This window comes from Vibrio cholerae ATCC 14035 (genome assembly GCF_000621645.1).
In the GTDB taxonomy this organism is placed as follows: Bacteria; Pseudomonadota; Gammaproteobacteria; order Enterobacterales; family Vibrionaceae; genus Vibrio; species Vibrio cholerae.
The window spans coordinates 1-19549 of the sequence record NZ_JHXR01000018.1 but is presented as its reverse complement, the minus strand read 5'-3'; the positions used below and the strand labels follow the sequence as shown (position 1 = coordinate 19549).

At 44.0% G+C, this 19549-nt stretch carries 18 protein-coding genes and 1 pseudogene; 15 read left to right on the top strand and 4 right to left on the bottom strand.

The genetic code is table 11. The features are described from left to right. Window positions 1–173: 173 nt before the first annotated feature. Both T411_RS01000000119320 and T411_RS0111120 read left to right on the top strand, forming a co-directional pair. Window positions 174–432, top strand: a pseudogene (locus T411_RS01000000119320) (hypothetical protein). A 116-nt stretch (window positions 433–548) separates the two neighbouring features. Next, a complete protein-coding gene (locus T411_RS0111120; RefSeq protein ID WP_000062274.1) occupies window positions 549–1178 on the top strand; it encodes a lysoplasmalogenase in 630 nt (209 codons plus the stop codon). A 48-nt stretch (window positions 1179–1226) separates the two neighbouring features. On the opposite strand, the gene T411_RS0111115 is transcribed toward T411_RS0111120, so the two are convergent. Beyond that, a complete protein-coding gene (locus T411_RS0111115; RefSeq protein WP_000645840.1) occupies window positions 1227–1493 on the bottom strand; it encodes a DUF1145 domain-containing protein in 267 nt (88 codons plus the stop codon). Further along, the gene (gene rsmD / locus T411_RS0111110; RefSeq protein WP_001189766.1) at window positions 1490–2089 is read right to left on the bottom strand and encodes a 16S rRNA (guanine(966)-N(2))-methyltransferase RsmD; all 600 of its coding nucleotides are present in this window, start codon (window positions 2087–2089) and stop codon (window positions 1490–1492) included. Before rsmD ends, T411_RS0111115 begins: the two co-directional genes overlap by 4 nt. Window positions 2090–2292: 203 nt before the next feature. On the opposite strand from rsmD, the gene ftsY reads away from it, so the two are divergent. The 4 genes from ftsY to rpoH all read left to right on the top strand — a co-directional run bounded on the left by ftsY (window position 2293) and on the right by rpoH (window position 6197). Next, window positions 2293–3462, top strand: coding sequence for a signal recognition particle-docking protein FtsY (ftsY, locus tag T411_RS0111105; protein ID WP_000136718.1), 1170 nt, complete (start codon window positions 2293–2295; stop codon window positions 3460–3462). A 48-nt stretch (window positions 3463–3510) separates the two neighbouring features. Then, the gene (gene ftsE / locus T411_RS0111100) at window positions 3511–4185 is read left to right on the top strand and encodes a cell division ATP-binding protein FtsE (protein ID WP_000617864.1); all 675 of its coding nucleotides are present in this window, start codon (window positions 3511–3513) and stop codon (window positions 4183–4185) included. Beyond that, complete coding sequence (gene ftsX / locus T411_RS0111095; protein WP_000279340.1) at window positions 4175–5167, top strand: permease-like cell division protein FtsX; 993 nt, start codon at window positions 4175–4177, stop codon at window positions 5165–5167. Before ftsE ends, ftsX begins: the two co-directional genes overlap by 11 nt. A 169-nt stretch (window positions 5168–5336) precedes the next feature. Continuing rightward, the gene (rpoH, locus tag T411_RS0111090; protein WP_000184359.1) at window positions 5337–6197 is read left to right on the top strand and encodes an RNA polymerase sigma factor RpoH; all 861 of its coding nucleotides are present in this window, start codon (window positions 5337–5339) and stop codon (window positions 6195–6197) included. A gap of 201 nt (window positions 6198–6398) precedes the next feature. On the opposite strand, the gene sthA is transcribed toward rpoH, so the two are convergent. Next, entirely contained in the window at window positions 6399–7799 is a 1401-nt protein-coding gene (gene sthA, locus T411_RS0111085; protein ID WP_000529898.1) for a Si-specific NAD(P)(+) transhydrogenase, read from the bottom strand. Between the two features lie 307 nt (window positions 7800–8106). Here sthA and fabR point away from each other — a divergent pair, with 307 nt between their 5' ends. After that, window positions 8107–8748, top strand: coding sequence for an HTH-type transcriptional repressor FabR (fabR, locus tag T411_RS0111080; protein WP_000838364.1), 642 nt, complete (start codon window positions 8107–8109; stop codon window positions 8746–8748). Window positions 8749–8787: 39 nt separating this feature from the next. Next, on the top strand, window positions 8788–9159 hold the full coding sequence (locus tag T411_RS0111075; RefSeq protein ID WP_000085813.1) for a YijD family membrane protein: 372 nt from the start codon (window positions 8788–8790) through the stop codon (window positions 9157–9159). A gap of 36 nt (window positions 9160–9195) precedes the next feature. Here the strand turns inward: T411_RS0111075 and trmA are convergent, their stop codons facing one another. Further along, entirely contained in the window at window positions 9196–10305 is a 1110-nt protein-coding gene (gene trmA / locus T411_RS0111070) for a tRNA (uridine(54)-C5)-methyltransferase TrmA (protein ID WP_000212218.1), read from the bottom strand. Between the two features lie 349 nt (window positions 10306–10654). Here trmA and T411_RS0111065 point away from each other — a divergent pair, with 349 nt between their 5' ends. From T411_RS0111065 to T411_RS0111035, 7 genes are all read left to right on the top strand, one after another. Further along, complete coding sequence (locus T411_RS0111065) at window positions 10655–12064, top strand: tyrosine-type recombinase/integrase (protein ID WP_000572558.1); 1410 nt, start codon at window positions 10655–10657, stop codon at window positions 12062–12064. A 4-nt stretch (window positions 12065–12068) separates the two neighbouring features. Then, window positions 12069–14528: a hypothetical protein gene (locus T411_RS0111060; protein ID WP_001911923.1), complete on the top strand. Its 2460-nt coding sequence runs from the start codon at window positions 12069–12071 to the stop codon at window positions 14526–14528. Between the two features lie 11 nt (window positions 14529–14539). Beyond that, window positions 14540–16729 (top strand): hypothetical protein, encoded by a 2190-nt coding sequence (locus tag T411_RS0111055; protein ID WP_000955020.1) that lies wholly within the window; start codon window positions 14540–14542, stop codon window positions 16727–16729. Between the two features lie 3 nt (window positions 16730–16732). Then, complete coding sequence (locus T411_RS0111050) at window positions 16733–17269, top strand: hypothetical protein (protein ID WP_000132160.1); 537 nt, start codon at window positions 16733–16735, stop codon at window positions 17267–17269. Window positions 17270–17451: 182 nt separating this feature from the next. Further along, window positions 17452–18018 (top strand): recombinase family protein, encoded by a 567-nt coding sequence (locus T411_RS0111045; protein ID WP_000690639.1) that lies wholly within the window; start codon window positions 17452–17454, stop codon window positions 18016–18018. Window positions 18019–18354: 336 nt separating this feature from the next. Next, window positions 18355–19293, top strand: coding sequence for a restriction endonuclease (locus tag T411_RS0111040; RefSeq protein WP_000095020.1), 939 nt, complete (start codon window positions 18355–18357; stop codon window positions 19291–19293). A gap of 42 nt (window positions 19294–19335) precedes the next feature. Continuing rightward, a partial coding sequence (locus T411_RS0111035) for a transposase (protein WP_027694892.1) occupies window positions 19336–19549 on the top strand: 214 nt, incomplete at its 3' end.

Sequence of the window (19549 nt, the reverse complement as noted above, 5' to 3'; positions counted from 1 at the left end):
AATATTGTATTTATTTTATTGATTTTATAGTGTTTTTTATTGTTTGTTGGTAGGTTGTTATTTGTTCTGGTTGTGGTTATTACGGTTTGTTTTGGATCGATTGTCAGGTTTTAGTAAATTACCACTTTATGAGAATTATTTCCATGTTGTTGAGATTGGTTATCAATTGAGTTGTGTTTTTATCCTTTATCTGTTTTTATATCTTTAAAAATGGCAGTTATTTTTCATTTATCTGTTTAGTTGGTTGTTTTCAATTTTTTGATTTTTTTTGTTGTTGTTTTTATTGGGTTTTTGTTTTTATTTTGCAGTTTTGGTTTGGTGGATTTTTCGTTTTTTTATTTTGTTTTGATTGTGTTTCATTTGTTTGGTGTTGATTTGTTGTCTTGGTTTGGTTGGTGGCAAGTTTTCTTGTTTTGTAATTTTATTGAGTAATTACTATTTTATATAGCAGCTCAAGTAAGGATTCGCTAGCAAGATCCAACTTTTTACTTTCATAACTGGACATCAAAAGTCAGATCCCTACACTGGCGGCAGTTTGAGTTAGGGGTATGAGCATGTTGAGCTGGATTTCTGTCGTGTTGTCGGGGTTTATCAGCATTTCTGCTTATGAAAATCAGAAGCTTAAGCAAGCGATATTCTTTCGAATCTTCAGCCTCCTGTTACTGACAATTATTGTGTGGGAGCAGCACAGTCATGCCACGCCAGAGGTGATTTTTATCTCTCTTGGTTTGGCGGTGTCGATGTTTGCGCATGGACTGCGGCTAAATCATCGCTACCACAAAGCCAGCTTTGTGCTGTTTTTAGTCGCGCAACTGCTGTTTAGTAAAGCATTCTGGGTGCAATTGTCGGGGAGTATGGTGTGGTGGTTGCCCGCATTACTGGTGGCGGCAAGCATAGTGGCGTTTTTTTTGTTACTGCCACAAATTGATACCTTAATCTTCCCGGTCACCATTATGGGGTTGATGTTAGTACAGATGACGTGGGCTGCGGGTGAACTGTGGCTACAAGAGGCCACCGTGGCTTCTGGCGCTGGTTTCTTAGGATGTCTGGTTTATATCCTCTCGGCCACGTTATTAGCCATCCACGATTATCGGCGTCCACTTCCTTGGGGGCACACTCTTATCTCCAGCTCCTACTTGATAGCCCAAGCCTTGATCTCAGCGTCGATCGTGTTTTAGTCATATTCACGGTCTATGATGTAAAAAAACCGCCTCGCGGCGGTTTTTTTACATCATGTATTTACGGCGAATATCCAACAGGGCAAAAATGCCAAAGATCAGAATTGACCACTTTTCCCAGCGCTTCAGTGGTACTTTATCGCCAAACGCGCCAATGAAAATCAACATCTGTAAACCATGCATGAAGAGCAAAAATGCGGTCATGATGTAGAGTGCGATGGCGGCATTACCCGGAAAAGGCATCACGATGTTGAACAGCAAAACCAGCCATACAAAACCAATCGCCGCTTTCGCTAACCAGAGTAGTGCTTTCATTGTTCTTCCCTTATAAACAGCCGATAACAGACTTGTCCGGCACTCTTTTCTCGATGTAGATGCCAATGAGGAGGCAACTCCGTCAGTGGCAGCTCTTTTTCGCACTCAATATAAATCATCGCTTGTGGCGCGAGCCAACCGTTTTGCTCGAGTAACTGAGTGGTTTCCTGTAATAAACCTTGTCGAAAAGGTGGGTCAATAAACACCACGTCATAAGGTTTACCCGATTGTCGCAGAAAGGCGAGTGCATCCGTGTGAATAAGCTCAATATTTTCTGCTTTCAGGCTCTGTACATTAGTTTTGAGTTGCTGAAAGGCGAGCGGGTTCAGCTCAAGCATGGTTACTTGGTTGGCTTGGCGTGATGCACACTCGAAGCCTAGCCCGCCAGAACCGGCAAAAAGATCGAGACAGCGAGCATTTGGCACTTCTTGAGCAAGCCAGTTAAACAGCGTTTCTTTCACTCGATCGGTCGTCGGGCGCAGTCCTTCGGCATCATGCACGGGCAATTTTCGGCCGCGCCACAGACCGCTGATAATCCGAACTTGCCCTGTAGGGGCCTTTTTTTGTGATGGGTTTGGCTGGCGACGTCTTTGCATAGATTTTTTGACCGCTAATTAAGTGTTACTATACCTCGCTTGTCAGCCATTTGGCGTGACAACCCGAGTTAACATAAAAAACTGGGCAAAGTGTACCAAGCGAAGCAAAAAGTTTTCACTGCTTTGTCATTTTTTCTTTTCGGGGCCGCAATAATGGCCAAGAAAAGTCTGTATTAAAATAAAGCGATTCAGGATAGCTCCAGATGACGGAAAAAAAGAAGCGTGGCTTGTTGTCATGGCTTGGATTTGGTGACGAAGAGAAAAGCCAAACCACTGCAACGGATACTCAAACGCAGGATGAACCACAAAGCCAAGCCGATGTTGAAGCGGTGGCGATTCAAACGGAAACTGCGTTAACAGAAACAGAAACAGAAACAGAAACAGAAACAGAAACAGAAACAGAAACAGCCACGGTTGAACCTGCACGTATTGTTGAACAAGAGAAACCGACCGAAAGTTTCTTTGCGCGCTTAAAGCGCAGTTTGAGCCGCACCAAAGCGAATATTGGCGCTGGCTTCTTTGGCCTGTTTAAAGGCAAAAAGATTGATGATGACCTGTTCGAAGAGCTCGAAGAACAACTGCTGATTGCCGATGTCGGCATGGATACGACCAGCAAAATCATCGCTAATTTGACCGCCAGAGCTTCTCGCCAGCAACTGCGTGATGGGGAAGCGCTGTACGGTCTGCTGAAAGAAGAGATGGCCGAGATTCTCTCTCAGGTCGAGCAGCCATTGGTGATCGACACTGAGAAAAAACCTTACGTGATCTTGATGGTGGGCGTGAATGGGGTGGGTAAAACTACCACGATCGGTAAACTGGCTAAACAGTTCCAAGCGCAAGGCAAGAAAGTGATGTTGGCAGCGGGCGATACCTTCCGTGCTGCAGCGGTTGAGCAGTTGCAAGTGTGGGGAGAGCGCAATCAAGTGCCTGTCATCGCTCAGCATACTGGCGCCGACAGTGCCTCCGTCATTTATGATGCGATTGAAGCGGCGAAAGCGCGCGGGATTGACGTGGTGATTGCGGATACCGCAGGCCGTCTGCAAAACAAAAGTAACCTGATGGAAGAGCTGCGCAAGATTGTGCGCGTGATGAAGAAGATTGATGACAGTGCGCCACATGAAATCATGTTGACGCTGGATGCGGGTACCGGACAAAACGCGATCAGTCAGGCCAAATTGTTTAGTGATGTAGCGCCCATCACGGGCATTACCTTAACTAAGCTTGATGGCACCGCTAAAGGTGGCGTGATTTTCGCGATTGCCGATCAATTCCAGATCCCAATCCGTTATATCGGTGTCGGCGAGAAAATTGACGACTTACGTCCATTTGCAACACAAGAGTTTATCGACGCGCTATTTAGCCGCGAAGAATAAACCAATCTCAGTTGGCACAGTGTGCCAGCCTTGTCAGGGGGAGACGGCGTGATCAGGTTTCAGCAAGTCAGTAAAGCGTATCGAGGTGGACGACAAGCGCTACAGAAAGTGGATTTCCACTTGCGGCGTGGTGAAATGGCCTTTTTGGGCGGCCATTCTGGGGCAGGGAAAAGTACCCTACTTAAGCTGATTTGTGCGATTGAGCGTCCAACCGATGGCAAAATCAGTTTCAATGGTCATGATATTACTCGGATCCCAAACAAGGATATTCCCTTTTTACGCCGCAATATTGGGATTGTGTTTCAAGACCATCGCCTTTTGATGGATCGCAGCATCTATGACAATGTCGCGTTACCGATGCGCATTGAATCGATCTCGGAAAATGAAATTAAACGTCGTGTTTCGGCGGCGCTCGATAAAACCGGATTGCTCGATAAAGCCCGCTGCTTACCAAGCCAGCTCTCTGGTGGGGAACAGCAGCGAGTCGGGATTGCTCGCGCGGTGGTGAACCGCCCAACGCTACTGCTGGCTGATGAGCCGACAGGCAACCTTGATCCTGAGCTTTCCAGCCGAGTACTGCGTCTGTTTGAAGAGTTCAATCGCGCTGGGGTCACAATACTGCTGGCGACGCACGATATTCATTTGGTGAATTCGCGTCCGCAATATCGTCATCTAGAACTCAATCAGGGTTTTTTAAGTGAGGTAGCGGATTATGGCCGTTAAGCCGGGCAATCAAAAAATCAGCAAAACCACCAAAAGTACCAAAAGCAAACCGCGTGATGTGAAGCGAGCCAAAACCGACAGTTTTCTCGCCATTCATTTCAAACAGGCGAAAGCATCGTTTGCCGCCTTGTGGCGACGTCCACTGGGCAACATTTTGACTTTGGCGGTAATTTCTATGGCGTTGGCGCTACCCGCCAGTTTGTACTTGCTGAGTAAAAATATCGCCTCGGTGGCTGAGCGAGTGGCTGAGCCTTCTCAGCTCAGTGTTTATCTGCACATCGATACACCAGAACCTCGGATCATCGTTTTGAAAGATGATTTGGAGCGGCGTGATGAAATTGCCAAAGTGAAATACATCTCACCGCAGCAAGGTTTGGATGATTTAAGCCAGTATGCTGGCTTTGAGCAAGCGATCAGCCTACTCGATAACGCCACCTTGCCCGCGGTATTAGTGGTGACGCCTAAAGTGGACAGTCGAGAGCAGATCCAAACGCTTGCCAAAGCCCTACAAGCAGAAGAGGGGGTGACCGATGTGCGCATGGATGAAGATTGGTTTGCCCGTTTAGATGCGATTCGCCATTTGGCGACTATCGTGGTGATTAGCTTATCCAGCTTGATGTTGATGTCGGTTTTTTTGATTGTGGGCAATACGCTACGTTTTAACGTACAAGCCAACAAAGAAGAAATCCAAACCATGAAACTCATCGGTGCGACCGATGCGTATATTCTGCGTCCTTATCTCTATTCAGGGATGTGGTTTGGTTTACTCGGCGCCGTGGCAGCCTGGCTATTAACGGCCTTGATGACGATTTTACTCAATGGTGCGGTGGAAGCGCTCGCTCAATTGTATGACAGCCGTTTCCGTTTGATTGGCCTCGGCTGGGATGAATCATTACTGCTTTTAATGCTCGGCGTCTTTTTAGGCTGCGTGGCGGCGAAAGTGTCGGCGAAACGCCATCTAAAAGAAATTGAACCTGTTTAAGTGATGGTGGTCATAAATGGGTGGCTGATTCAAGGTTGAGGCAGTGCTTGACTTGAGTTGCCCTTTTGTTTATGCATAATGACAAGTCAAACTTGAAACCTGTTCATTTTAGGTTCAAGCTTGTTGCGGTAAAACAGCGTATCCAGATCAGAGAATGATGAGGAATTGAATGACTAACCAAGCGTATCCAATGGCTCTTGTTTCCCAAGACAGCTTAGATAGCTACATCCGTTCAGTAAACGGTTACCCGATGCTGAGTGCTGATGAAGAGCGCGAGCTGGCAGAGCGATTACATTACAAAGGGGATATCGATGCTGCGAAAGGCTTGATCTTGTCGCACCTACGATTTGTTGTTCACGTTGCTCGTGGTTATTCCGGTTATGGCTTGCCAATGGCGGACTTAGTGCAAGAGGGCAATATCGGTCTGATGAAAGCGGTTAAACGCTTTAACCCTGAGATGGGGGTAAGACTGGTGTCGTTTGCGGTGCACTGGATTAAAGCCGAAATTCATGAATATGTGCTACGTAACTGGCGTATTGTGAAAATCGCCACCACCAAAGCACAGCGCAAACTGTTCTTTAATCTGCGTAAATCGAAAAAACGCCTTGGCTGGTTTAATAACGGCGAAGTCGAAACGGTAGCGCGCGAGCTGGGTGTTGAGCCTGCTGAAGTGCGTGAAATGGAATCTCGTCTGGCAGCCCAAGATGCTGCGTTTGAGATGTCCGCCGAGGATGACGAAAACGGCATGGCCTACACTGCGCCTGTGCTGTACCTCGAAGATAAGCACTCTGACTTAGCTGATAACCTAGAAGCCGAAAACTGGGAAGCGCATACCACACAGCGCCTCAGCATGGCGCTGGCAAGTCTTGATGAGCGTAGCCAACACATTGTGCGTGCTCGTTGGTTGGATGATGACAACAAAACCACACTGCAAGATTTGGCGGAAATGTATGGTGTTTCTGCGGAGCGTATTCGTCAGCTTGAGAAAAACGCCATGCGTAAGCTGAAAGAAGCGGTGGGCGAGTTCTGATTTCACATTGCGTAACAGCTTGATAAGAAAAGGTCTGGTCAATGCCAGACCTTTTTTGTCTCTATCTATATACCCTTCCTACTTGAAGCTGCAGCGGTGTTGGCTACGTTCGTTCACCCCAATCACATAGTGTATCTATGCACATGGGGATGAACTCACTTGCCGTCTACCTGCAACTCTAAGTAGTTTGACTCTAGCGTATTAAAACAGTCGATTAAGACCATTTAAGGCTGCAACACGGAAGGCTTCGGCCATCGTCGGGTAGTTAAAGGTGGTGTTCACGAAATACTCAATGGTATTGGCTTCCCCTTTTTGTTCCATGATCGCTTGGCCGATATGAATGATTTCTGCGGCACGCTCACCAAAGCAGTGAATACCTAAAATCTCTTTGGTTTCGCGATGGAACAGGATTTTTAAGCTGCCGATATCTTTGCCCGCAATTTGCGCGCGCGCCAAATGTTTGAAAGAAGCGCGTCCCACTTCATAAGGCACTTTAGCCGCCGTCAGCTCTTGCTCGGTACGACCCACGGAGCTGATCTCAGGGATGGTATAGATACCGGTTGGGATATCTTCAGTCAACAAATGTGCCGCTTGGCCATGAATGATGGCTTGCGCGACAAACCGACCTTGGTCATAAGCGGCGCTGGCAAGGCTTGGGTAACCAATGACATCACCCACCGCATAAATGTGTTCCACTTGAGTCTGGTAATTGGCGTTGACGACTAACTGGCCTCGCGAATCGGCTTGTAAGCCAACCGACTCTAAATTGAGCTTATCAGTATTACCAGTGCGCCCGTTGGCGTACAACAAGCAATCGGCGCGCATTTTTTTGCCCGATTTCAGATGGACGATCACCCCATCGCTGGTGCCTTCCACCTTGTCGTAAGTTTCATCATTGCGGATCACCACACCACTGTTCCAAAAGTGGTAAGAGAGCGCATCAGAGACTTCATTATCCAGAAACGACAGTAAGCGATCACGGGTGTTGATCAGATCCGTTTTGACATCCAGGCCGCGGAAGATAGAGGCGTATTCACAACCAATCACCCCAGCACCGTAAATAATGATATGGCGAGGATCATGTTCGAGGTTCAGAATCGAGTCGCTGTCATAAATACGCGGGTGACCAAAATCGACATCTTTCGGATGATAAGGGCGTGAACCGGTGGCGATAACAAATTTATCGGCACTGTAGGTGTCGATGCTGCCATCGGCTTTTTTGACTGCTACGGTGTGAGCATCAATAAAGTGCGCAGCGCCAAAAATCAGCGTGCATTGATTGCGATCGTAAAAGCCTTGGCGCAGGCGTGTTTGTTTATCAATCACGCTTTTGGCGTGACTTAAAATGGTCGAAAACGTAGCGTGAATGCTGGAGTTGTTTTTGCAAAACAGCGGGTTGCTATTGAACTCAATAATGCGGCTTACCGCGTGACGTAGGGCTTTCGATGGGATGGTGCCCCAATGAGTACAACCTCCGCCTACACTGCTCTCTTTTTCTATGATAGCGACATTTTTTCCCCCTTTGGTCAGCCCCATGGCTGCCCCTTCTCCGCCCGGACCGCTACCGATCACAATGACGTCAAAGTGGTTTTTCTGTCCCATAGTGAATCCTTGTTATATTTGCTTAACATTGCTGTTGCGAGATTTTAACGCATTCCCTGACCTGGAAACATGCTGCAAGGTGCAGAGAGTGGAGGGGATCACGCCTTCATTGCAAAACAGGTACTCAACCTTGCTTGATTCCAATCGCTTTTGATTACATTGAGTTAGCATCAGCACCATTATTATCTGGTATCCGGTTGCGAAAATGGCTGCTGTCTCATACTGACGAGCTTTGTTGCTTAGACAAGCCAACCAATCAGGTTATAGTATGAACCACATTTTTCGACTTAGCTGAGAACTGATTGGAATGAAATCGTTGGGAATCCGAGCACAACAAAAAGAAAAGACGCGCCGCTCTTTAATTGATGCCGCGTTTAGCCAACTGAGCGCTGACCGAAGTTTCTCTAACCTGAGTCTACGTGAAGTCGCCCGAGAAGCGGGCATTGCGCCGACCTCGTTTTATCGTCACTTCAAAGACATGGATGAACTGGGTTTAACCATGGTGGATGAAGGTGGTCTGTTATTGCGTCAGTTGATGCGTCAAGCTCGCCAGCGCATCGTCAAGGAAGGCAGTGTGATCCGCACTTCAGTGGAAACCTTTATGGAGTTCATTGAGAGCAGCCCTAACGTATTTCGTTTGTTGTTGCGAGAACGTTCTGGCACTTCCTGCGAGTTTCGAGCGGCGGTAGTGCGTGAAATTCAACACTTTGCGGCTGAGCTCACCGAATATCTGGTTGCCACAGGGATGACGCGGGAAGAGGCGATGACTCAAGCAGAAGCTTCCGTCACCTTGGTCTTTAGTTCAGGCGCAGAAGCGCTCGATTTGGATCGCCGTGAACGCGATGAACTGGCCGAGCGTTTGATCATGCAACTGCGCATGCTGGCCAAAGGGGCACATTGGTATCGTAAAGAGCGTGAACGTCATCGCCTGAAAGGCGCGTTGGAATAAGTGCAATATCCAAAATAAAAGAGGAAAAAGGAAAGAGAGATGTCGAGAGAAAACAACGTTCAGTCCACTCGCGCAGAGCGTAAAACATTAATACTGGCGCTGGTCGCGGGAATGTGCAGTGATGCTTTGCTTTCATGGCTCACCATGAGTTCAGTGCCATTTTCTCTGTTTGCTTTGATAGCTTTAGTACTCTCAGCTCAGATGCTTTATCAAGAGTATTTGGCTCATCCGGTGGCGGAAGAGGTGCCATTAGTCGGTCTCGCCTGTTTCTTCGTCGGGGCTTTTGGTCACTCGGCTTTTATCAAAGCACAATACCCGCAAGAAGGGTCGAACTTTTTCTCCATCGTCATAGTACTGCTCCTGATCTTTTGGATTGGGCGTAAGCTCGGTTACATCGGTAAGCCACGCTAAACAAAAAACGAGCCATCTGGCTCGTTTTTTATGCGGTTACTTTTTGCGCTCTAACATCACGCCCGCTTCCATGTGGTGGGTGTAAGGAAATTGGTCGAAGAGAGCAAAGCGCACCACTTGATGGGTTTCCCCCAAGACTTGTAAGTTCTCTTGCAGCGTTTCTGGGTTACAAGAGATGTACAGAATGCGCTCATAACCTTGCACCATTTTACAAGTGTCGATATCCATGCCTGAGCGTGGTGGGTCGACAAAAATAGTGTTGCAACGGTAGCTTTGCAGATCGACTCCCGCATCCTTCAAACGATTGAATTCGCGTTTACCTTCCATCGCCTGAGTAAACTCTTCTGCTGACATGCGAATGATCTGCACGTTGCCGATCTGGTTCGCGGCAATATTAAATTGCGCGGCTTCTACAGAAGGTTTGGCTAATTCGGTTGCCAGTACACGCTCAAAGTTTTGCGCTAACGCGAGTGAGAAGTTGCCGTTACCGCAATACAGTTCAAGCAAATCCCCCTTGCTCTCTTGAGTACAATCGACCGCCCACTCCAACATTTTTTCGGCGACCTTCGCATTAGGTTGGGTAAAACTGTTTTCGACTTGCTTATATACATAAGGCTGGCCATTGACCTGTAAATTCTCCACCACGTAATCACGATCCAGCACTACTTTCATTTTGCGAGCACGGCCGATTAAGTTCAGGTTGAACCCTTCATCGTTTAGGCGCTGTTTGAGTGCTTGCGCCGCAGTGATCCATTCTTCGCTGAGCTGTCGATGGTACAGCAGTGAAACCAAAATCTCGCCACTGAGGGTTGAGAGGAAATCAACCTGAAACAGTTTATGGCGCAGAATAGGGCTGCCTTTCATCGCATCCATCAGCAGAGGCATCAAATCGTTAATCAGGCGGCTCGCCGCTGGAAATTGATCCACGCGGTACTTTTCGCGCGTCTCTTGATTAAACATGATGTAGTACATGTCATCGCCTTCATGCCAAATCCGAAATTCAGCACGCATACGATAATTCGCCACTGGCGACTCAAACACTTCCAGCTCAGGCATGGAGTAATCAACAAACATCGCTTTTAAACGGGCGATTTTGTCTGCCAATTGAGCTTGGTAGAGTTCAGGGTTTACATCAAGAGTCGCCATTCGGGTACCTTTTTATGGGCTATTACAGAAAGAGCGCAGATTTTATTCAATCTCGGCCGCTTGTCCAGTTTTGCCCAAATATTGATTGGGATATTCAGTGTAAAGCCTAGCGGATCGGAATCTGTACTGGACAATTTTTCATTCACTCAATACTATCAGCGCCAAGCTGGTGCTATTTAGATGCCTGGATGGCTAAAAATGGCTGAAAAGGGAATCCGGTGTAACTCCGGAACTAAGGTTGGGAATTTTGTTAGAGTCACAAGTTAGAGAGTTATTGGTATAAAAATTAGACAGAAGGATTCTGTGAGACTAGGCTAAAACCATAACGTGAGCTAGTTGTGGTAGCAATGTGATTGAACAGAATGGTTCGTTTCCAGATGATTTCGGTGTTGATTACTGCCTTATGTGGGTCAATACGGATAAATATCCTTCATATATAAGCAGGCCAGACCCTGTCAGTGGCGAGATCATCCATGAAGTAAAAGGCAATTCAAAATCATTTATTCATGCACTTCCGATTTTAATTGACCCCGATGGCATGAATGTGGTGCCAGTGAACTTATACCTCCACTCTTTATTGTCAAATCCTGATATATCCTCCGTTAAGACAATTGAATCCCATGCAGTCGCGTTATTAAGCTTCTATCGTTGGATGAACTTAGAAATCCCTGAACATATTGACCCAAGAACAGGTGTGTTGGTTGAAGAGAAGCGCTCCTTAACAATATATGACTGCACCGAGAAGATAGAAGAAAGTCCAGTCGTTAGATATCGTGATTATCTATTAGAGAATCTTTATATCAAAGATGAAAACGGAAAAATCGGAGGCTCTCCCAGTACTGCGTCGAGCTATGTGCTAAAAGTTGTCGCTTACTACACCTACCTTCACCGCCAACGGATCGTTCCAATCAGCAAGACCTTCCGCCCATTTGAGTTTTCGGCAAAGAAAGTTCGCATACGGAACAAAAATAAGAGAGCGCAACATGACATGCTCTCACATCTTAATGGCTATCACGGTAAAGATATTATCGTGTATACAACAGGTCTCACTAAACCATTCAAAAATATACAGAAGCCTCAAGATGCTGATATCCGAGAGCTTCGTCCACTCCGTGAAGATGAAAAACAAGCACTTTACCGATATCTCGATGTTAAAAATTCATCTGACACTAAAGCCCTTATGCTGTACTTAAAAACGGAGGTTGGGTTGAGATTGGAGGAACTGATAACCTTTCCTGCTTCTGTCGTAGATAAACCAAAAGCTAAAGTGGTTAAAGTGCCAATTGGTGAGCGTATTAACGGCTGCCTAACCAAATACAGAAAAGATAGAACGATTGAAATCCCAGACTATGTTATGGATCTTTTGTACGAGTACAAGCTAAGCAAGGTAAGGAAGGATGCAATTGAAAGCGGATTATTACGCCATAACCATCTATTCGTTCAATCGAATGGCAGTATCTACGCCCCAAATACAATTCAAAAGTATGTGGAAGCGGTACGCAATGATTTGATTATTAGCGGATTTGATATTTATTTTGCCACTCATGATTTACGTGCCACTTTCGCAACTGACTGGCTGTACAACAAACACATTCAAACACGCAAGCCCTTTGAAGCACTGATGTCGGAGTTGGCTGATTTAATGGGGCATGAAAGTACCGCTACTACCCAAAAATATATTAGCTACATGAATGACGATAAAACCTGGTCGGAATTCGCTCAGCGTAAAAATCAATTCGCACAACAAACGTTGAGATGATCACATGGCAAAAAGTCGCTTATCTGTTTCCAGAAATCAACATAAACCAATCACACAACTAAAGACTAAGGATAATGTCACTTCATTAGACTTGAGCTTTGAATTGCATCAACGAGGGATGGCATACAGTATCAAATATAACCTTCTTGATTGGTGCCATGAGCAGTGTGACCCTCAAAAACCATTAGTACAACCGTCTCGATTGAATAGGATGCAAAAGCTAAGGGCGTGGGTTAATCAAGAGAGAAAAAATCAAAGTAGTGAAGCCTATATAAGAGTTAAATTAGCGAGTTTAAAGCAGTATATTTCTTTTTGTGACTTTAATATGCTCGACCCTTTTTCTCAGGGGGGATACCTTTCTTACGTTGGTAACTCAGGTCAATTGTGGCGTTTAGTTAACGCGGCTAATGAGCCCAAAAGATATCACTTTCAGTATCATGACGGTGAAGAGGCTGGCTTGTTGGAGGACACTGCTTTTATCCAAAAGACCTTACTCGATACACTACTTACAGTGCTTGATTTTGATGTGTCAGAGTGGCAAGCCACGCTTAAACCCTTCTCAATAAAGAATAGTGAATCATCAACACAGCCGTATACATCAAGTGAATGGTATGCATTAGTTAAACGAACTCAACTATTCTTTTTCTCTCTAGCAACTCAACTTATTGCGTTTAAAGAGGAAAACCCCGAAGCCCCTCCGCCTCAATGCTTAGAAGGCATTGTAGTTGATAGAAATAATGGTCGGGACATCACAATTACACTGAGGGGCAAGGACGGCTCTGTGAGTCCGTTTAATCAATGCATGGCGGCAGCTTACACCCTATTTGCCTACTACACTGCATTTAACGACACAGTAATAAAAGATGTTCGCCATCCCATTAAAGTGATTACATCGAAGGTAGAAGGTCGCACATCGAAAACTGCTCAAGTTCGTGCTTACAAAAGTCGCGCTTCAAAAGACGTAAAAGCGTTGTTTGCAGGTTCAGATGAAAACTTGCATCCCGAAGCTATTGAAAAAGAGGCAGGGTTTATTGTTGCCGAAATCAATAAGCGCGACGCTGTTGGAAAAATAGACGGAATCACTTTTATTCAAACTCTCGAACTCCTCTCTAAATCCTATAGCAATGATCCTTTTGATACATTGATATATTTTCTTGATAAAGAAGGAGAAAAAGACAAGGTCAATGTGAGTCATGCTTTATTGAAACTATCGCAGAACTTAAATTTGCTTTCTAGCCGAAGAGGTGAATTAACCGAGCATTTGATAAAAACCTACACCGACATTGTTGAGAATCAAAATATGCCCATCTTCAATTGGACCCAGAGAGAAGATGGCGCAAGGACAATGAATAAACAGGTCATCTATCTTAATAAAAGAACTGCAACAAAAAGATCAACCCCTATAGCTTACGCAGCTTTATCATGTATGACGGATGTTTCACTTCGAAACGCACTGATACCACTGCACTATGCTGAGAAAGATGCTAATGGAGAGATCACTGTTTCCTTTAAATATGTCGATGGCTCGGAAGGCGAATTTACTGTTACAGCCAAACACCTACCTTTTCTTCAATTAGTTGAATGTCATGCAGCAACTAGAAACCCGTTACCAAAGGAACGTAGTCTTGGTGGTATAGGTAGACACTCTAATGCAACCAAACCTCCTTTCTTACTGCCTTTAGGTACAAAGTCAATGACTTATCAGTGGCAGGAAGGTGAGGTTCCTATTAGCGCGAGCATGTTAAGTTATTGCGGTATTGGTTATGGTGATTACTTTCTAAACATTAACTCTCGACGAATTCGTGTTACTCACTCTGATTTAGAATACAAACCAGAAGAGCGTGGAATGACCGCCCAAAAGATTTTGCAGCACAGCATTGACACGGCTGATAAAAAATACCGTAACGGGCACCCTGTGCAAAACAATAAGCAAGTCTCGCAAGGACTAATGGCGCTATCTCGCATAGCAGAAGGCGAGACACGCAATGAAGCCATAGAATCGGTCAAGGCAGAGCTAAAAATTCCCGTATTAGAGTACGAGGTTTGGAAAAAACGCAATCAACCAACGAACCCAAACGGCATTAGTTGTGACGGTAAAATTGATTTGAATTCAGAGAAAGATTGGCATTATGCAGCGCGTAAATTTGCAGAGGAAATGGGAATTATTAAAGAGGGGGACGACATCACCTGCTATCAATACGATCTTTGCCCTTTTTGTAAAAGCGCCAAACTCGTTGATGACCCTTACGCAATTTATAAATTACTGAGCTTTCTCGATGTGTTTAGTGAGGCTATTGATCGATACCCAGAACGCGCTTCGGTTATCCAGTCAAAGATAGAACGCTTTCAAGAACATCTTGATGACCTTCCTTTTGAAACTATCGAGAAAGCTGAAGATTTACTTGAAGAAAAAGGACGTTATCCGCTTTTTCACTCGTTATCTTCCGTTACTCAGTTTCTATAAGGAGCATACCTATGTTGACTTTTGAAAACCCACAAAATCTAGACTTAACATTAGGTGCTATGCGCTCCATTGGCGATCAAGAAGATTATTTGCAGCAGGTACTTCTCCCTGCACTACTGCGAGGTAACTGGGAAGAATTAGACAAGATGGTTGTCTATCAAGATGAGAAAAAGACTATCTTGTTTGAGGAAGATCTATGGGCGTTTAGAGAGTCTGCTTGTAAAGCAAAAGGCATAGCGAACCTGTATTTTAATATTGAGCTAGAACAAGGTGAGAATGTCATTGCTCTTCGTCAAAATGAGCGTCACTTGGTTAATCAAATGAAATGCGCGGCATTAGCTTATATGTGGTTTTCAGCTAAGCACATAGAGCTGGGTTCCATCAAAACTAAAGTAAACGTTCTTCGGAATGATATTGCTCAACTTATTAAGCGTGGCATCACTTCATTTGAAGAGTTAAATCTAGAGCACCTTGAAATTTTGGTTGATGAAGGATGTTTTGAAATATCTAAAAGCCACCCATTTAGAGGGTTAAACTCTTTTCCCGCTTTAAAAGGCTTACTGCCCTTCAAGGTTAACTTTTCGCATCTGACTCATAAGATGTTTAACACAAGACCTGAGGTGTCGGAAGGTAAATTAGTGATCCCTCCTAGGATCTATTTTTCGGCATTGACAGAGTACAGCAAAGATGTCGTAAACGCCTATGGATTGAGAGATGAAATCGAACAAGCGGTTGAGAAGATGATTTCCTATTATGATAATGAAGTAATAAATAGAACTTTGAAAATAAGAAATGGATATAGTTATTCACCTATTAAAGGGTATCGAAAAACATGGGAACGATTTACCCAAGCGCTAGACAATGAAGGGGTTGCCTTGGCTGATAAAGGTGAAGATCCACGATGGATGAAAATATTCATCTCGCTTGAAACCTTTATTGAGCCACGTCAAAGTGTAATTAAGAACTTCAAAGTATGGATTGGTGACACTTGTTATGGGTGGAGTGATTTTAAAAGGTATTTGGTCGGTTTGAGCGCAAAAGCCTCGTGGTTATGTTTAGCGCTATCAGGGATGCGTGTAGACGAGTTGTACAAAATTAGCCCTGTCTACGGGACGCAAAAAATGATGTTCGATAAAAATGGCTGTGAGTCCGATACTGGTAATGAAACTATTTACTTTTTAAGTACACGCCAATCAAAAATTACACTAAACAGCCAAACCAAAAACGACACCTTTGTTACCACCGAAATGGGTTGGAAAGCATTTCATGTGTTAAATTCCATTCATACGCCTTATCGAAACAGGTTTCCAGAAAAGGACAGACATCGAATGTTCGCAAATTTGGCTAACAATCAATATTTCAAGCCTGTAAAAAAGGCGGCGCTAGGTAAATCAATCAAAAATAATTTTAATAAAGACAAATTTGATTTTATTCTGACGGTTGAAGATATGGGCTATTTACAAGCCTCAGACCCAGCCCAGAAGTCCTTTAAACTGGGAGATAAGTTTCACTTTACGACACATCAGACAAGACGCTCACTTGCTTATTACCTAATTGGTTATGAGCTATGTTCTTTCCCTGCTTTGAAGCAACAGTTGTCACATTTGTCGATGGCGATGACGAGATGGTATGCCCGTAATGCCCATTCATTTGAACAGCTTTACAGTGAAATTAGCAAAGAGCGGATCACTCAAAAGGCTGAAATTTTTGCTCGCATATATCAAAAAATGGCGAACGGTGAACGGATTGCAGGTGGCAAAGGTCAAGCAATGGTTGCTGAAATCAGTCGTGAAGGTGAAAGCTATTTTGAAAATGGGGTAAACAAACGCAAGTTATCAATTGATTATTGGATTGATCAGTTAACTAACGGTAAGGCGCACTTACATGCCGTTGCTCCTAGTATGTATTGCACCAACACTCAATGTTCAATGCGCATCAATATTGATTTAAGTGAGTGTGTGGACTGCGAATACGATTTTATTGAAAACGCTGTTTATGCCGAATCTTCTCGCATGGATGCGATGAGAAATATTGAGTTTCTAAAAGAATGCGGTGACTTGAACTCCAGTGCCGCAACTAAATACTTTATGCAGGTAAAAGCGGCAGAGGCGATCATGGATGATTTGGGATTCGACCATGATAAGTATGAGTTTGCAGAAGATGTGCGGAGTTTAGTTATAAACACGATAATGGTGGCGTAAGACATGACAGATAGAACGGAATTAAGCTCAACAGAAAAGCAGTTGAGAGAAGCTCTGAAGCGTCTTATTGACAAACAGCCGACCCACAGGGAGTTGAAGCGAAAACTAAGTGCCAACAAACTCAAGATTGTTGTTGCTAATGTTGAAAAAGAGGCTGGGCTATCTAATGGTGCAGCAAAGCGTTATCCCGAAACAAAAAAAATGATTGAAGACGCAGAAGCAGAGCGTATTCATGGATCGAGCGATGTGTCAGGTGAAGTTGTGCGTGCTCACCCGATTTATATCAAAGCTAGAGAGGATTTAGAAAAAGCTAAAGAGGAAGTAAAAAGACTCAAAGCAGAGTTAGAGCAGAAAGATGGAAGACTTGCTCATTACAAAGAACTTTTAAAGTCTCAAGCCGCAAGAATGCATCAAATGAATGTTGCCATGTGGAATGACATACCTGAAGAAAACAAGCATGTTGAAGTAATTATTGATGTGCAAGACATGGGATCTCAAGACAATATTTTAGCCTTCAAAAAGCGTGAGAAATTGAATTAGTATTGTTAGCGTAGCGATCTAACTCACGGTAGAGAGTGTAAACAAACTGGTCAATTTATTTACACTCCATATAACACTCAAAATAAACAGATAAACCTTGACGATAGTGTAAAACAATATGTAAATAAACTGATGTAAAGTAACTATTGCTTTGTTTTACACCGTTTGGGAACCAACATACTATGAAAATTGGCTATGCCCGTGTCTCAACAAATGATCAAGAGCTTCACCTACAACTCGACGCTCTAAATGAAATGGGGTGTGACAAGATATACACTGAAAAAGCGTCTGGAAAAACTTTTAACCGCCCTGAGCTTGAAAAAGCACTCGACAACCTACGTGAAGGAGATGTCTTCGTTGTATGGCGCTTAGATCGACTGGGACGAAGCCTGCCTCACCTTATCGAAACAGTTAACGGGTTAAAAGAGCGAAACATTGGGTTTGTATCAATTGCGGAAGCAATTGATACTTCAAGCCCTGCGGGAGAACTGATCTTTCACATTTTCGGTGCTATCGCGCAATTTGAACGTTCTCTGATTAGCGAAAGAACCAAGGCAGGCTTAGCCGCAGCCAAAAGGCGCGGGAAAAATGTAGGTAGAAAGCCAAGTATGTCTAGGAAAGACATGAGATTAGCTGCTGGTATGCTACTTAGCGGTTCAATCACCAAAACTGAAGTAGCAAAACATTTTGGTGTATCAAGACCGACCTTAGATAAGGCACTGAAAAACATATCTTTGGAGGAAGAGTAAAGATATGTTTTTAGCCACATTAGATGAATTAGTCTGAATGCAATCTGTCAGGTTGTCCTAAATCAGTTCTGCCCCAAAATGTGTTTAGATAGCTGCAAACCTTCATAAGAATAATTTGTCCAACAGGCTGTTGGACAAACTCTAGTATCCAATTTTGCAACAGCCTGTTGCACAAATCAGTCAGAATCAAAGATGCCCCAAAGTTATTTAGAGCAGGTGCTTTTCACTAATCAGGTATCGTTTTTTGCGTTTGCTATTGGAGCGATGTTGAGAGGCTGTTCAAATTGAGTTTCATATAGTGTAGATTACTGGAAAACATAACTGCATGAAATACTTATGAGTTCTATCTTACCCTTGGAAAAAAGCATAATAATAAGTGTCCCTTCTGATTACACCACTTCAAAGAAAGGGGCTTTTTTTGAAAAATTGTGTGCTCAAATACTGCGCAAGCAATCATACGAGATCACTGGCTGGGAAGTTAGAAGATCTGGGATGGAAGTTGATGTAGAGGCGGTGCATAAGCCGTCCAGCAAAAAAGTATATGTAGAATGTAAGTTTTACAACGACAAGAGCACCATTGACTCAAAAATTGTTGATTTATGTTTTGCGCAGTCATTTCGAGGAGACTTTGACAAGATTGCTCTATTTTCGACAGTCAAGTTAGGCAAGGATGCACAAACCACTTACGAAAACTTTATAACAAAAGGAATAGACTTTTCCTTTTATGATAGTGATGAAATCTTATCTGCACTGGAAGTAAGCGGTTTAGTTGCAAATATTGATAATCTTAACCTACAAGCCAACATCTCATCCGCAACTCTCTTGATACATCCTGAAATCGACCCTGTATGGTTATTTCAGGAAAGCTCAAATGGCTCTCCAACAGCTTTGATAGCATACGTAAGGCAAGGACATTCTGTTAATACCGAGAGAGTGAGAGAAATATTAGATACTGAAGGTAAGCTAGAAGAATTAGACATTAGGCAGTATCAAGATAAACAGAATTCTAATATCGAAAACTCTTCCTTATCACAGCCAGTAACTAGAGAAGTCGTCAGTGGTATCGTGTTGGCAGATGACATCATGGATCCTAAGCCCTGTCGTCCAAAAGACTTTATAGGTAGAGATGACATACAAAAAGAGATCTGGGATTTCTTAGAGTCGGTAAGGTCAAGTGATAGTGACTGTCGAGTTTTGTCACTAACTGGATCATCGGGAAATGGTAAGTCATCTCTTGTTGCTAATTGTAGTGGCATAGTGAATTTGGTCACTTAGTTAGAGGTGATATCATCACCTCATAAGTTAACAGGTGACATTATGACAAAACGTACAAGACGACTATTTAGCGCAGAATTTAAGTTAGAAGCAGCGCAGCTAGTCTTAGACCAAAATTACTCAGTGACGGAAGCAGCCCAAGCCATGAATGTGGGCAAGTCCACGATGGATAAATGGGTTCGCCAGCTTAGAGAAGAACGCCAAGGGAAAACACCTAAAGCTTCACCTATGACCCCTGAGCAAATAGAAATTCGGG

Bases quoted from the DNA above. Each gene is read 5' to 3' on its own strand.
- T411_RS0111120 (WP_000062274.1), top strand. From the start codon at position 549: ATGAGCATGTTGAGCTGGATTTCTGTCGTGTTGTCGGGGTTTATCAGC.
- T411_RS0111115 (WP_000645840.1), bottom strand. From the start codon at position 1,493: ATGAAAGCACTACTCTGGTTAGCGAAAGCGGCGATTGGTTTTGTATGG.
- rsmD (WP_001189766.1), bottom strand. From the start codon at position 2,089: ATGCAAAGACGTCGCCAGCCAAACCCATCACAAAAAAAGGCCCCTACA.
- ftsY (WP_000136718.1), top strand. From the start codon at position 2,293: ATGACGGAAAAAAAGAAGCGTGGCTTGTTGTCATGGCTTGGATTTGGT.
- ftsX (WP_000279340.1), top strand. From the start codon at position 4,175: ATGGCCGTTAAGCCGGGCAATCAAAAAATCAGCAAAACCACCAAAAGT.
- rpoH (WP_000184359.1), top strand. From the start codon at position 5,337: ATGACTAACCAAGCGTATCCAATGGCTCTTGTTTCCCAAGACAGCTTA.
- sthA (WP_000529898.1), bottom strand. From the start codon at position 7,799: ATGGGACAGAAAAACCACTTTGACGTCATTGTGATCGGTAGCGGTCCG.
- fabR (WP_000838364.1), top strand. From the start codon at position 8,107: ATGAAATCGTTGGGAATCCGAGCACAACAAAAAGAAAAGACGCGCCGC.
- T411_RS0111075 (WP_000085813.1), top strand. From the start codon at position 8,788: ATGTCGAGAGAAAACAACGTTCAGTCCACTCGCGCAGAGCGTAAAACA.
- trmA (WP_000212218.1), bottom strand. From the start codon at position 10,305: ATGGCGACTCTTGATGTAAACCCTGAACTCTACCAAGCTCAATTGGCA.
- T411_RS0111060 (WP_001911923.1), top strand. From the start codon at position 12,069: ATGGCAAAAAGTCGCTTATCTGTTTCCAGAAATCAACATAAACCAATC.
- T411_RS0111055 (WP_000955020.1), top strand. From the start codon at position 14,540: ATGTTGACTTTTGAAAACCCACAAAATCTAGACTTAACATTAGGTGCT.
- T411_RS0111050 (WP_000132160.1), top strand. From the start codon at position 16,733: ATGACAGATAGAACGGAATTAAGCTCAACAGAAAAGCAGTTGAGAGAA.
- T411_RS0111045 (WP_000690639.1), top strand. From the start codon at position 17,452: ATGAAAATTGGCTATGCCCGTGTCTCAACAAATGATCAAGAGCTTCAC.
- T411_RS0111040 (WP_000095020.1), top strand. From the start codon at position 18,355: ATGAGTTCTATCTTACCCTTGGAAAAAAGCATAATAATAAGTGTCCCT.